Annotated in this window: 13 protein-coding genes; 8 read left to right on the top strand and 5 right to left on the bottom strand. The window is 70.3% G+C overall.

Annotated features, from left to right (window positions below; all coding sequences use genetic code 11):
- The first annotated feature begins 82 nt into the window (after positions 1-82).
- From AB0958_RS18320 to AB0958_RS18300, 5 genes are all read left to right on the top strand, one after another.
- The gene (locus tag AB0958_RS18320) at positions 83-1,210 is read left to right on the top strand and encodes a substrate-binding domain-containing protein (RefSeq protein ID WP_366891455.1); all 1,128 of its coding nucleotides are present in this window, start codon (positions 83-85) and stop codon (positions 1,208-1,210) included.
- A gap of 107 nt (positions 1,211-1,317) precedes the next feature.
- Positions 1,318-2,349: an ABC transporter permease gene (locus AB0958_RS18315; protein WP_366891454.1), complete on the top strand. Its 1,032-nt coding sequence runs from the start codon at positions 1,318-1,320 to the stop codon at positions 2,347-2,349.
- Positions 2,346-3,128, top strand: coding sequence for an ATP-binding cassette domain-containing protein (locus AB0958_RS18310; protein ID WP_366891453.1), 783 nt, complete (start codon positions 2,346-2,348; stop codon positions 3,126-3,128). Before AB0958_RS18315 ends, AB0958_RS18310 begins: the two co-directional genes overlap by 4 nt.
- 16 nt (positions 3,129-3,144) lie before the next feature.
- Complete coding sequence (locus AB0958_RS18305) at positions 3,145-4,176, top strand: aldose 1-epimerase (protein ID WP_366891452.1); 1,032 nt, start codon at positions 3,145-3,147, stop codon at positions 4,174-4,176.
- Positions 4,177-4,268: 92 nt separating this feature from the next.
- On the top strand, positions 4,269-4,721 hold the full coding sequence (locus AB0958_RS18300) for a DUF6082 family protein (RefSeq protein ID WP_366891451.1): 453 nt from the start codon (positions 4,269-4,271) through the stop codon (positions 4,719-4,721).
- Here AB0958_RS18300 and AB0958_RS18295 read toward each other — a convergent pair whose 3' ends face one another.
- From AB0958_RS18295 to AB0958_RS18275, 5 genes are all read right to left on the bottom strand, one after another.
- Positions 4,722-5,336, bottom strand: coding sequence for a Uma2 family endonuclease (locus tag AB0958_RS18295; protein WP_366891450.1), 615 nt, complete (start codon positions 5,334-5,336; stop codon positions 4,722-4,724).
- Positions 5,337-5,503: 167 nt separating this feature from the next.
- Positions 5,504-6,727, bottom strand: coding sequence for an MFS transporter (locus tag AB0958_RS18290; protein WP_366891449.1), 1,224 nt, complete (start codon positions 6,725-6,727; stop codon positions 5,504-5,506).
- Positions 6,728-6,833: 106 nt separating this feature from the next.
- Positions 6,834-7,886, bottom strand: coding sequence for an endonuclease/exonuclease/phosphatase family protein (locus AB0958_RS18285; protein WP_366891448.1), 1,053 nt, complete (start codon positions 7,884-7,886; stop codon positions 6,834-6,836).
- Between the two features lie 197 nt (positions 7,887-8,083).
- Positions 8,084-8,713 carry a TetR/AcrR family transcriptional regulator gene (locus tag AB0958_RS18280; protein ID WP_366891447.1) on the bottom strand — a complete coding sequence of 210 codons (630 nt, stop codon included), beginning with the start codon at positions 8,711-8,713 and terminating at the stop codon, positions 8,084-8,086.
- An 85-nt stretch (positions 8,714-8,798) separates the two neighbouring features.
- Positions 8,799-10,397: an MFS transporter gene (locus AB0958_RS18275; protein ID WP_366891446.1), complete on the bottom strand. Its 1,599-nt coding sequence runs from the start codon at positions 10,395-10,397 to the stop codon at positions 8,799-8,801.
- A gap of 225 nt (positions 10,398-10,622) precedes the next feature.
- Here AB0958_RS18275 and panB point away from each other — a divergent pair, with 225 nt between their 5' ends.
- The 3 genes from panB to AB0958_RS18260 all read left to right on the top strand — a co-directional run bounded on the left by panB (position 10,623) and on the right by AB0958_RS18260 (position 13,505).
- Positions 10,623-11,498, top strand: coding sequence for a 3-methyl-2-oxobutanoate hydroxymethyltransferase (gene panB / locus AB0958_RS18270; protein WP_366891445.1), 876 nt, complete (start codon positions 10,623-10,625; stop codon positions 11,496-11,498).
- A 193-nt stretch (positions 11,499-11,691) separates the two neighbouring features.
- Positions 11,692-12,699, top strand: a complete 1,008-nt coding sequence (locus tag AB0958_RS18265; RefSeq protein WP_366891444.1) for an ATP-binding cassette domain-containing protein — start codon at positions 11,692-11,694, stop codon at positions 12,697-12,699.
- Positions 12,696-13,505 carry an ABC transporter permease gene (locus AB0958_RS18260; protein ID WP_366891443.1) on the top strand — a complete coding sequence of 270 codons (810 nt, stop codon included), beginning with the start codon at positions 12,696-12,698 and terminating at the stop codon, positions 13,503-13,505. The genes AB0958_RS18265 and AB0958_RS18260 overlap by 4 nt, the downstream gene beginning before the upstream one ends.
- Positions 13,506-13,527 lie beyond the last annotated feature (22 nt).

Here is a 13,527-nt window from a genome sequence, read left to right as displayed (position 1 = left end):
CTCGTCCATAGAGGCCCAGTATCTCGCCCAGTCAACGTTGTCTCAGCGTCGGCCAAGGGACGGATCCGAAAGGGATCGAGCCATGAACTTCTCCACCAGTCACCTGTCGAGCCGCTCCGGCCGGCGCACCCGGGCGATGGCGATCGGCGTCACGGTCTGCCTCGGCGCGACGCTCGCGGCCTGCGGTTCCTCGAACGGGAACGCCTCCTCGTCCGCCTCGGGGGGCGGGGGCAAGGTGGGTGTGTCACTGATCCTGAAGACCCTCACCAACCCGTACTTCGTGAGCATGGAGAAGGACGCCAAGGCCCAGGCCGCCAAGGACAACGTGGGTCTCACGGTGGCGGCGGGCACCAGCGACGGCGACACCCAGACCCAGATCACCGCCATCGACAACGCGATAGCCCGGGGCGACAAGGGCATCCTCATCACCACCAACGGCGACGCGGTGAACGCCGCCCTCGGCCGGGCCAAGCAGGCCGGCCTGTTCGTGATCGCCCTGGACACCGCGCCGAACCCGGCCAGCACCGCGGACATCACCTACGCCACGGACAACGAGCAGGCGGGCAAGCTCATCGGGCAGTACGCGGCGGCGGCCCTCGGCGGCAAGCCGGCCGTCATCGCCATGCTCGACCTGTTCAACAACCAGGTCGTCTCGGTCGACATCAACCGCGACCACGGCTTCCTGGAAGGCATGGGCATCGACCCGGGCAGCAAGTCCGAGAACGGCAAGGAAGCCAAGTCCGGCAAGTACACCGGCGGCAAGGGCGGCACGTACAAGGTCGTCTGTCACCAGCCCACCCAGGGCGCCATCGACGGCGGCCGCACCGCGATGGAGAACTGCCTGTCCGCCAACCCGGACATCAACGTCGTCTACGCCATCAACGAGCCCGCGGGCGAGGGCGCGTACAACGCGCTGAAGGCGGCCGGCAAGGTGAAGCAGGCCGCGATCTACGCGATCGACGGCAGCTGCTCCGGCCTGAAGAACGTGACCAGCGGTGAGTTCGCCGCCGACGCGGTGCAGTACCCGGGCAAGATGGCGGCCCTCGGCGTCACGTCGATCGCCAAACTGGCCCGCGGCGGCAGCAAGCCCAGCGTGACCGACGGCAAGTCCTTCTACGACACCGGTACCGCCCTGGTCGCCGCCAAGTCCCTGGACGGACTGACCGTGCAGTCCCCCTCGCAGGCCGCCTCCGCCTGCTGGGGCAGCTGACACCCCGCCGGGCGCGGCGCCGGGGACCGTGACGAAGGCACCGGCGCCGCACCCGTACTCCACGAGCCCATGAGCCCGTACCAGGGAAAACACCGGAAGGACCCCCTGTGACCACCCACGTGGACCAAGCCACACCGGCACCGGCGGAGGAGTTCCTCAACAGGCCCGCCACCCCCAGCCAGCGCATCCACTCGGTGCTGCACCGCCAGCCGGCCCTCAGCCCGGCCATCGTCCTGGTGCTCGCCGCGATCGTGTTCTCCCTGGTGAACGAGCGCTTCTACGCGTTGCAGAACCTCTCGCTGGTCGCCCAGCAGGTGGCCGTCATCGGTTCGCTCGCCGTCGGCCAGACGGTCATCATCCTCACCGCCGGCATCGACCTGTCGATCGGCGCGGTGATGGTGCTGTCCTCGCTGCTGATGTCGAAGCTAGTCGCGGACAACCACTGGCCCGGCGTGTTCGCCCTGCTGGCCGGAGCGGTCGTCGCGATCGCCGCCCAGGCCGTCAACGGCCTGCTGGTGACCAAGATCAAGCTGCCGCCGTTCATCGTCACCCTCGGCACCCTCAGCGTCTTCACCGCCATCACCCTCATCTACGCCAAGGGCCAGACCGTCGCCCTGCAACCGGGCAACATCCTGCTGTGGAGCGGCCAGACCGTCTCCCTCGGACAGCTGAACCTCACGTACGGCGTGCTCCTGATGATCGCCCTGTACGCGGTGATCGGCTACGCCCTGCGCTACACCGCCTGGGGCCGTCACCTGTACGCCGTCGGCGACGACCTCGAGGCCGCCCGGCTGGCCGGCATCTCCGTCAACCGGGTCCTGCTCAGCGCCTACATGGTGGGCGGTTTCGCCATCGCCGTGGGCGCCTGGATCCTGGTCGGCCGGGTCGGCGGCGGTGACCCCAACAGCGGTCTCAACGCCAACCTCCAGTCCATCACCGCCGTGGTGATCGGCGGCACCAGCCTGTTCGGCGGCCGCGGGGTGGTCTTCGGCTCGCTGATCGGCGCGCTCATCGTCCAGGTCTTCGTCAACGGCCTCGCGCTGGCCGGCATCGACCCCAACTACCAAGTCCTCGCAGTCGGCATCCTGGTGATCGCGGCTGTCTCCGTCGACCAGTGGATCCGGAGTGTGAAGTCGTGACGACCGCCACCGCCCCCGTTCTCGAAGCCAAGGGCCTGGTCAAGCTCTTCGGCCGGGTCGTCGGCCTGAACAGCGTCGACCTCACCCTGCACGCCGGCGAGGTCCTCGCCGTCATCGGCGACAACGGCGCCGGCAAGTCCACCCTGATCAAGTGCCTGTCCGGAGCCCTCGTCCCCGACCAGGGCAGCATCCTGGTCGACGGCAAGGAGGTCCACTTCAAACGCCCCCAGGACGCCCGCGACGCCGGCATCGAGACCGTCTACCAGACCCTCGCCGTCGCCCCCGCCCTGGACATCGCCAGCAACCTCTTCCTCGCCCGTGAGATCCGCCGCAAGGGCGTCCTCGGCTCGGTGTTCCGCATGCTCGACACCGGCGAGATGAAGCGGCAGGCCGCCGACCACATCAAACGGCTCGGCATCGGCACGCTCCAGAACATCAACCAGGCCGTGGAGACCCTCTCCGGCGGCCAGCGCCAGTCCGTGGCCGTCGCCCGTACCGCCGCCTTCGGCGGCCGGGTGGTCATCCTCGACGAACCGACCGCCGCGCTCGGCGTCCGCGAGACCGGGCAGGTCCTCAAACTCGTCCGCGACCTGCGCGACCAGGGGCTCGGCGTGATCCTCATCAGCCACAACATGCCCAACGTCTTCGAGGTCGCCGACCGCATCCACATCCAGCGCCTCGGCGCGTGCGCCGGCGTCATCACCCCCGAGTCGCACTCCATGGAGGACGCGGTGGCCATCATGACGGGCGCGAAGAAGCTCGCCCCCGAAGCGAGCTGAAAGGGACGGCACGGGAATGACCGCCGAGTACCGGATCACCGAGAGCCGCCTCGGCGGCGAACCCACCCTCGTCGTCACCGCACCGGACGACCGCGCACGCGCCGTCCTCGCCCTGCGCGGCGCGACGCTGCTGAGCTGGCAGGTCGGCAGCGACGTCACCGGCGAACCCAAGGAGTTGACGGACGGCTACCGCGACGAGAAGGAACTCCTGGCACAGGACGGCGTCCGTGCCGGCCTGCTGGCCCCCTTCCCCAACCGCGTGGCCCATGCCCGCTACCGCTACGACGGCCGCCACCACGACCTGCTCCCGGGCCACCACGGCGACCGGCTGATCTACCACGGCTTCGCCCGCGAGGCCGCCTTCGCACTCGCCCACGCCACCACGACACCGGACTCCGCCCGCCTGCTGCTGCGCACCACGGCCATCCGGCCGGGCGCATACTCCGGCTATCCCTTCGCGATCGACCTCACGGTCGAGTACACGCTCACGGCCGACGAGTTGAGCGTCGACGTCCGGGCGACGAACGTGGGCGACACCACCGCCCCGCACGCGACGGGCTGGCACCCCTACTTCAGCCTGTCCCGCCCCATCGACGACCTGACCCTGCACATCCCCGCGCACACCCTGATCCGCACCGACGCCGCCCTCGTCCCGCTGCCCGGCGAGGACGCCCGCGTCCCCCTGGACGACCGCCCCGACCTGGACTTCCGGGTGCCGAGACGACTGGGCGGCGCGGTCATCGACGCCTGCTACGCGGACCTCGCCCCCGGCCCCGGCGGCCGGATCGAGACGGTACTGGCCGATCCCGCGACCGGCGAGGAACTGCGCGTCTGGCAGCACAGCGGCTACCTGCACGTCTTCACCGGCGACACCCTGGCCCGCGACCGCCGCGCCTCCGTCGCCCTCGAACCCGTCGAGGCGATGACCGACGCCTTCAACCGCCCGGACCAGGCCGCCGCCCTCGCTCTCGAACCGGGCGGGAGCCGCGCATTCGCGTTCGGTGTCAGGTACGTGGGCTCGGCGGACGCCGCCCCGGCCGGGTTGTGAGGGTTCGGGGAAGGTAGCCGGGGTGGCCTTGCCGCCGTTGCGGGCCCCGGGGAGCATCTGGCTCAATTGCCTTTGCTCCGGGGGGAGTTGCCGTGCAGATTCTGTTCGCTCTGTTGTTGGCCGCGGGGGTGGCCGTCCTGCTGCTGCTCCTGGTGCAGCGTCGCGAGCAGCACCGGGAGACCGTGCGGGCCACCGTCTTGCAGGCACAGGTGGAGTTGCTGAAGGCCGCCGCGGCCGATCCGGAGCTGGTCCGGGCGGCTGCCGGGACGGAGTTCACCGGTTCGGAGCCCGGCGAGGTCCGTCGGCACCTGTTCTTCGAGGCTCAGGTGACCGCCTGGGAACTGCGGTGGCGCATCGGTGCCCTGACCCAGCGCCGGCTCCGCGCCCACGCCTCGGGGCTGCTGGCCGACGAGGAGGGCCGTCGGTACTGGCAGCGCACCCGCACCGACCGCGCCGTCCTGGCCGGCGACGACGAGAAGCTGCGCCTGTTCACCAAGGTGTTCGACGACGCACTGCAAGCGCCGCAGCCCGCCGACGCGGGCTGATCAGTCGGTCTTCTTCTGAGCGGCCTTGAGGATCTGGTCGACGTCGAGGGTGACCTGGGCGCCGATCGACTCGGGCAGTGTGACGGTCTCGCCGGGCGAGTACGGCCTGTGGTGCTCGTACTTCTCCCCGTTGGGATCGGTGAGCACATGGACGCGCTGGTGCTTGCGGTCGACGACGACGTAGACCGGGATCTTGGCCTGGGCGTAGGCGACGGCCTTGGTCTTCAGGTCGTCCTTCCAGTTGCTGGAGGTGACCTCCAGGACGAGACGGAAGCAGACGGGGTCGTACGCGTTGTTCTCGACGAGGTGGTCGTCGATGTCGGCGTCCACGATCGCGAGGTCGGGGATGGCGTAGTCCTCGGCTCCGGTGGGCAGCCAGAGGCCTACGTTCTGGAGGACCTCGGTTTCCTCTCCGTGCAGACCTGCGGCGATGAAGGGGATCATCAGGCCGGTCAGGGCACGGGCATGTGGGGCATCCGGTGATGGGGCCACGAGGAGGTGGCCTCCGATGATCTCGACTCGGTAGCCCGGATGCCGTTCCATGATCTCGTCGGCGATGGCCGTGAGTGAGAACGGCTCGTCGTCGAAGGGCTGCTCGATGGCTGCGGCGGACATCGCGTGCCTCCCAGGGGCTGGTGTCGAGAACATCATCGTAGGCAGATCCGATCGCCGACGCCCCGTCCGAAGCGCCTCACCCGAAGGTGAACACCGCGCCTCCGCCCTTGACGGGCGGATTCGCCGGCGCGTGGCGCACAGTGGTGTCCCGGCCGGGACACAGGCGGTCAGGAGGAGTGCACCGGCTCCACGGGCTCCGGCACGTGCGAGGCGACCACGCGTTCGCGGCCCGTCGGCGGCACCGCCCGGCGGCGGTCCACCGCGTACGCCACGCTCGCCACGCCCAGGCCGAGGACCGCGAGGGCCGCGCCCGCCAGCGCCGGGGACGTCACGCCGAAGCCCGCCGCCAGGGCGACGCCGCCGATCCAGGCGCCGCCCGCGTTGGCGAGGTTGAAGGCGGCCTGGTTGGCGGAGGAGGCGAGGGAGGGGCCCGCGGCCGCGCGTTCCATCACCATCAGCTGGAGCGGGGAGCCGGTGACGAAGGCCGCGACGCCGAGCAGGACGACGGCGAGCGCCGCGCTCCACTCCGTGCGCATCAGGACCGGGAAGAGGAGCAGCACCGCCACCATGGACACCAGGCCGCCGAAGAGGGTCGCGCGCATCGCGTGGTCGGCGAGGCGGCCGCCCACCAGGTTGCCGATCGTGGCGCCGACGCCGAACAGGGCGAGGAGGAGGGTCACGCTGCCCTGGGTGTACCCGGCGGACGCCGTGAGCATCGGAGTGATGTAGCTGTACGCGGAGAACAGGGCGCCGAAGCCGACGACCGTCGTGCCGAGGGCCAGCCAGACGGGGAGGGAGCGCAGGGCGGTCAGTTCGCCGCGCAGGCCGGTGGCGGGGGCGGGCGTGTGCGCGGGGCTGATCAGGAGGAACACCGCCGCCATCGCCACCACGCCGATCAGGCTCACGCCCAGGAAGGTCGCCCGCCAGCCGAGGTGCTGGCCTGTCAGGGTGGCGACGGGGACGCCCGCGATGTTGGCGACGGTCAGGCCCATGAACATCAGGGAGACCGAGCGGGCCTTGCGTTCCGGCGCCACCAGGTCGGTGGCGACGACCGCGCCCACGCCGAAGAACGCGCCGTGCGGGAGGCCGCTGAGGAAGCGGGCCGCGAGCAGGGAGTCGTAGCCGGGGGCCAGGGCCGAGAGCGCGTTGCCCGCGACGAACAGGGCCATCAGGGAGATGAGGACCCTGCGGCGGGGCAGGCGCGCGGTGAGCGCGGCCAGCAGCGGGGCGCCGATGACGACGCCCAGCGCGTACGCCGAGACCAGGTGGCCGGCGGTGGGGAGGGAGACGTGCAGGTCGCCGGCGACGTCGGGCAGCAGGCCCATCATCACGAATTCGGTGGTGCCGATACCAAAAGCGCCGACGGCCAGGGCGAGCAGGGCCAGGGGCATGAGGAACGTCGCCTTTCGGGGGGAGCAGGTTTCCGTACGTACTGAGTACCACTAAGTTCAGTTACGGAACAAAGTCTCCCGGGCCCGGTATTTCCGCCGGAGGCTCTCAGGAACCCGATGTGGTCAGGTTCACGCGCGCGGCGATCGGCAGGTGGTCGCTGCCCGTCCGCGGCAGGGTCCACGAACTCACCGGTTCCACCCCCTTGACCATGATCTGGTCGATCCGGGCCATCGGGAACGCGGCGGGCCAGCTGAACCCGAAGCCGCTGCCCGCCGCGCCCTGGGTGGAGCGCATCTGCGAGGTGACGCCGTTGAGGGAACGGTCGTTCATCGTGCCGTTGAGGTCGCCGAGGAGGATCACCCGCGGCAGGCTCTCGTCGACGATGGCCTCGCCCAGCGCGTCCGCGCTCTTGTCCCGCTGCCGGGCGGTGAACCCGGCGTTCATCTTCACGCGGACGGACGGCAGATGGGCGACGTAGACGGCGACCGGGCCCTGTGGGGTGGCCACCGTGGCGCGCATCGCCCGTACCCAGCCCAGTTTGATGTCGACGGCCTTCACGCCGGTGAGCCGGTACTTGCTCCACAGCCCGACCGTGCCCTCGACCGCGTGGTACCTGTACGTCGGGGCGAGCGCCTTCTCGTACGTCGGTACGGCCGACGCGGTCAGCTCCTCCAGGGCGAGCACCCCGGCGCCCGAGGAGGCCAGTCGGGCGGCCGTGCCCGTCGGATCGGGGTTGTCGGCGTTGACGTTGTGGGTGGCCACCGTGAAGTCGCCGCCGGTACCCGACTTGTCGGTGAGCAGCCCACCGAACAGGTTGACCCAGACGATCGCCGGGAGCACCACGGCGATCAGCGCGGTCGCCGACTTCCGTACCAGGCCGAGCAGCACCAGCACCGGGATCAGCAGACCCAGCCAGGGCAGGAAGGTTTCGGTGAGACTGCCCAGGTTGCCGACGGCGTTCGGGATGCGGGAGTGCATCAGCATCACTCCGGCCAGCAGCAGCGCGACGGCGGCGAGGACGAGACCCCGGCGCCAGATCCGCGGATCGTCGCGCCAGCCGGACAGCAGGCGGTTCACCAGGCGCCGGAACCGGTCTCTGCCGCGCTCGGGTCCCGAGCCGCCGTGGTCCGTTTCCGTCATGTACGCCTGCTGCGCCATACCGCCTGCCTCACAACCTGCCGTGCACACCGTCGTCCCCCGCGTACGACCCTAGGGGATGATCGGCCTCGTTCCCGCCGTCACATGACGGCCGTACACATGACGGCCGTACGCAAGACGAGGACGAACGTGGCGTAGTGCGGGGTTCCGGTCACCGCGGGCCCGCCGGGCACTGTGACAGAACGCGCACACTCCCGCTACGGCTCCGGGGAACTGACGGGCCGTAGGCCGGCCAGCACCTGGTCGACGATCTGTTCGGCGAGCCCCTCGGGGAGTTCCGCGTCGTGGCGCCAGACGGCCCTGAGCAGCATGGGGCCGGTGAACATGTCGTTGGCCAGCTCGATGTCGATGTCGGCGCGGAGTTCGCCGTTGCGCTGGCCGCGGCGCAGCACCTGCTTGCCGAGTTCACGGCGCGGCAGCACCACACTGGTGTGGTAGGCGTCCCAGATGCGGGGGCTGCTCTTCATCTGGGCGTACACGTTGTGCAGGATCGCCGACGAACGGTTGCGCAGGCCGCGTCGGCGCACCGATTCGAGCAGGACCACGAGGTCGTCGCGCATGGAGGTGCCGGGGAGTTCGGGATCGGGGGGCTCGGCGGCCCGCATCACGTCGACGAAGAGCTCCTCCTTGCCGTTCCAGCGGCGGTAGATGGTGGCCTTGCCGACGCCCGCGGTGCGCGCGATCCGCTCGATGGACAGCTCGGCGAGCGGAACGCCGTCCTCCAGGAGCTTCATGACGCCTTCCAGGATGGCGCTCTCCACCGCTTCGCTGCGGGGGCGTCCCCTGCCGGGGCCCGCGGACCGGGGGCCGCTGTCGGCGAGTGTCACGTCGTACCGTCCTCTCACTGGCTGCGGGAATTCTCCCGCAGCCGAAGCCTCCCCCCGTGGTTCCCCCTCCGTCGTGTTCGGTCCGTCACTCCCCTGCGACGACCAACTCCTGCTCCCGGTCGCCCTGCTGACCGGCCGGCGGCCTGCCCGGCAGGAACAGGGCCGTGACCAGGGCGCCGATCAGCGCGACACCCGCGCCGCACAGGGCGGTGAGGTGCATGGCGTGCAGGAAGGCGTCGTTGGCCGGGGTGACCAGGGCCCTGCCCTGCGCCCCGAGCTTCCCGGCGACGCCCAGGGTGGCCTCGATGGACTCGCCGGCGGTCGCGCGCAGCCCGGGCGGCAGCGCGCCGAGCTTGCCCTCGATGCCGTTGCGGTACGACGTCGAGAGCACCGAGCCGAGGACGGCGATGCCGAGGGCGCCGCCGACCTGGCGGAAGGTGTTGCTGAGCGCGGAGGCGGAACCGGCCTTCTCGCGGGGCAGCGCCTGCATGATGACGACCGAGGTCGGCGTCATGACGTGCGCCATGCCGAGGCCCATCAGGAAGAAGACGACTTCGAGGAGCCAGATGGGGGTGTCGGCCTGGAAGGTGGCGAACGCCGCCAGGGTGCCGGCGAGCAGGACCAGACCGCCGCCGGTGGTGACCTTGTTGCCCAGTCGCTCGACGACCAGCCGGGCCCGCGGCGCGAAGATCATCTGCGCGGCGGCCAGCGGCAGCATCAGCAGGCCGGACTGCAGCGGTGAGTAGCCGCGCACGCTCTGGGTGTAGAAGACGGAGAAGAAGGTGACGCCCATCAGCGCGAAGAAGACCAGCGCGATGGCGGCCATGGCGGCCGAGAAGACCTTGTTCTTGAAGTAGGTGACGTCCAGGGACGGGTGGTCGCTGCGCTTCTCGAAGACCACGAAGGCGGTGAGGACCACGAGTCCGGCGGCGATGGTGGCGAGCACCTTGGCGTCGGTGAAGTCGGCGAGTTCGCCGCCCTTGATGATGCCGTAGACGAGCAGGACCAGGCCGACGACGGACAGCAGCACGCCGACCGGGTCGATCCTCCCCGGCCGCGGGTCGCGGGAGTCGGGCACCAGCCACACCATCAGGACGAGCGCGATGATCACGATGGGCACGTTGACGAGGAAGACCGAGCCCCACCAGAAGTGGTCGAGCAGCACACCGCCGGTGATCGGGCCGATGGCGATGGCGAGGCCGACGCCGCCGGCCCAGATGCCGATGGCCTTGGGCTGCTCCTGACGCTCGAAGACGTTCATCAGGACGGCGAGGGTGGCGGGCATCACGAAGGCGGCACCGAGGGCCATCAGTGCGCGGAAGGCGATCAGCTCGCCCGGCGAGCCGGACTCGGCGGCCAGCGCGGATCCGATGCCGAACACGACGATGCCGCCGATCAGCACCTTCTTGCGGCCGAGCCGGTCGCCGACGAGACCGGCGCTGAACAGGAGTCCGGCGAAGACCAGGGTGTAGGCGTTGATCGCCCACTCCAGCTGGCTCTGGGTGGCGCCGAGGCCGGTCGGGGCCGGGGTGGAGATGGTCTTGACCGCGACGTTCAGGATCGAGTTGTCGAGCACCACGATCAGCAGGCTGAGCATCAGGACGCCGAGGATGGCCCAGCGGCGGCGGTGCACGGCCTCGGGTATCCGGGGGCCGGGTGGAGCGTGGTCGGCAGGAGTTGTCATGCGGTCGAGCCTAGGCCCATTTCAATACGGTACCGTCTCGTATCGCAATTCCTTTACCCAAGCCTTACGCACCGTGCGGTCCGGGCGCACGGCGACCCCGACGGATCACGATGCCCGATGGATCACACGGCGGTCCCCTGGCCGCGGACGGCACGAGGTGCCACCATGGAAGCGGTCCGGGGACACCGTCAGGGTGCCTCGAGATGACTTGAAGGAGCCGTTGTCATGACGCAGCTTCCGGCTGCCCAGACTGTGCAGCACCACTCCTCCGACGGCAGCAGGACGCTGTACGGGGGTAAGGGCACCCGCCGCATCACGGTCCGCGACATCGCCCTCGCCAAGGAACGCGGCGAGAAGTGGCCGATGCTCACCGCGTACGACGCGATGACCGCCTCCGTCTTCGACGAGGCCGGGATCCCGGTCCTCCTGGTCGGCGACTCGGCGGGCAACTGCCACCTCGGGTACGAGTCGACGGTGCCCGTCACCCTCGACGAGATGACGATGCTGTCGGCGGCCGTCGTGCGCGGCACGCAGCGCGCCCTGATCGTGGGCGACCTTCCCTTCGGCTCCTACCAGGAGGGCCCGGTGCAGGCGCTGCGCTCGGCGACCCGGCTGGTGAAGGAGGCGGGCGTCGGCGCGGTCAAGCTGGAGGGCGGCGAGCGCTCGCACGAGCAGATCCGGCTGCTCGTCGAGTCCGGCATCCCGGTGATGGCGCACATCGGCCTGACCCCGCAGTCCGTCAACGCGATGGGCTACCGGGTACAGGGCCGCGGCGAGGAGGCGGCCCAGCAGCTGCTGCGGGACGCCAAGTCGGTGCAGGACGCGGGCGCGTTCGCGGTCGTCCTCGAACTGGTCCCGGCGGAGCTGGCGGCCGAGGTGACCCGGGTGCTGCACATCCCGACGGTCGGCATCGGCGCGGGTCCCGAGACCGACGCGCAGGTCCTGGTGTGGACGGACATGCTGGGCCTGACCTCGGGCCGGGTGCCGAAGTTCGTGAAGAAGTACGCGGACCTGCGCACGGTCATGGGCGACGCGGCGCGTGCCTACGCCGAGGACGTGGTCGGCGGAACGTTCCCCCTGGAGGAGCACTCCGTCCACTAGAGAGCCACTGCGGAAACACCGAGGACAGCCCGCCGATCTTCCCCCGTCGGCGGGCTGTCCTGTCGGTGCCCGCGGTGCGCGGCGGGGGCCGGGCGGGTTCGCCGGAGCGTGTCGGTGGCGTGTCGGTGGGCTGTCGGGGGGGTGTCGGTGGGCTGTCGGCGGTTTGTCGGTGGGGGCTGGCACCGTTCTTCCCATGACGCGAATCGACGACAACGCCGTGTCCGTACGGGGGCTGGTGAAGCACTACGGCGACACCAAGGCACTCGACGGAGTTGATCTGGACGTCCGTGAGGGCACCGTGATGGGTGTGCTCGGGCCGAACGGGGCCGGCAAGACGACCCTCGTACGCATCCTGTCCACGCTGCTGCGGCCCGACGCCGGGGAGGCGGTGGTCGCCGGGTACGACGTGCTGCGCCAGCCCCGCCGGCTGCGCCGGGTGATCGGGCTGACCGGTCAGTACGCCTCGGTGGACGAGAAGCTGCCGGGCTGGGAGAACCTGTACCTGATCGGACGACTGCTGGACCTGTCCCGCAAGGACGCGCGGGCCCGGGCCGACGAACTGCTGGAGCGGTTCTCGCTGACCGAGGCCGCGCGCCGCCCCGCCGCCACCTACTCCGGCGGTATGCGGCGCCGCCTCGACCTCGCCGCCTCGATGATCGGCCGGCCCCAGGTGCTCTTCCTGGACGAGCCCACCACCGGTCTCGACCCGCGCACCCGCAACGAGGTGTGGGCCGAGGTCAAGACCATGGTCGGCGACGGCGTGACCGTCCTGCTGACCACGCAGTACATGGAGGAGGCCGAGCAGCTGGCCTCCGAGCTGACCGTCGTGGACCGCGGGAAGGTCATCGCGAACGGCCGGGTGGAGGAGCTGAAGGCGAAGGTCGGCGGCCGGACGCTGCGGGTGCGGCCCGTCGACCCGCTGCAGGTGCGGCCGCTCGCCGAGATGATCGACGAGCTGGGCATCACCGGGCTCGCCTCGACGACCGTGGACGCGGAGAACGGCACCCTGCTGGTGCCGATCCTCAGCGACGAGCAGCTGACCGCGGTGGTCGGCGCCGTCACCGCGCGCGGTATCACCATCAGCTCCATCACCACCGAACTGCCCAGCCTCGACGAGGTGTTCCTGTCCCTCACCGGCCACCGGGCCGGTGCCCCGCAGGACCCCGAGCCCACCGACGACCGTCAGGAGGTCGCCGTATGAGCGCCACCACCGTCCCCGCCACCGACGCCCCCATCCCGCTGCGCGCCCATCTGCGCCACACCGGAGCGCTGATCCGCCGCAACCTGCTGTGGATCCGGCAGGACCCGGAGTCGATGTTCGACGCGCTGCTGATGCCGGTCGTCTTCACGCTGCTGTTCGTGTACGTCTTCGGCGGCTCGATCGGGCAGGCGCTCGGCGGCGGTCAGGAGGGATACGTCCAGTACGTCATCCCGGGCATGATCGCGATGATGAGCATGACGCTCTCGCAGGGCGTCGGCACCGGGTTCAGCCAGGACTTCAACTCCGGCGTGATGGACCGGTTCCGGTCGATGCCGATCGGGCGCGGCTCGGTGCTGTTCGCGAAGATCTCGGTGGAGCTGGTGCGGATGCTGTTCGCGACCGCCGTGCTGATGATCGTCGCCGTGCTCGTCGGGTTCCACATCCACCACTGGGCCGGGCTGCTGGCCGCTGTGGGGCTCTCGGCGGTGTTCGCCTCCTCGATCATGTGGGTGTTCCTCACCCTGGGCGTGATCCTGAAGAACGCCCAGTCCGTGCAGGCCATGGGGTTCCTGGTGCTGTTCCCGCTCCAGTTCGGTTCGTCGATCTTCGCGCCGACGCACTCGATGCCGGGCTGGTTGCAGGCCTTCACCGACTACAACCCGCTGTCCACGCTCGCCGACGCCGCGCGCGGCCTGATGGTCGGCGGCCCGGTGGCGCACGACCTGTGGGTGACGCTGGCCTGGTCGGTCGGGATCACCGCGGTGGCGGCGCCCTACGCGATCCACAAGTTCCGCACGAAGAGCTGAGGCCCGTCGGAGGACCTCAGAG

Source organism: Streptomyces sp. NPDC006655, assembly GCF_040703965.1.
GTDB lineage: Bacteria > Actinomycetota > Actinomycetes > Streptomycetales > Streptomycetaceae > Streptomyces.
Note: the sequence above shows the minus strand (reverse complement) of the source record. Positions and strands in the feature narration are given on the sequence as shown.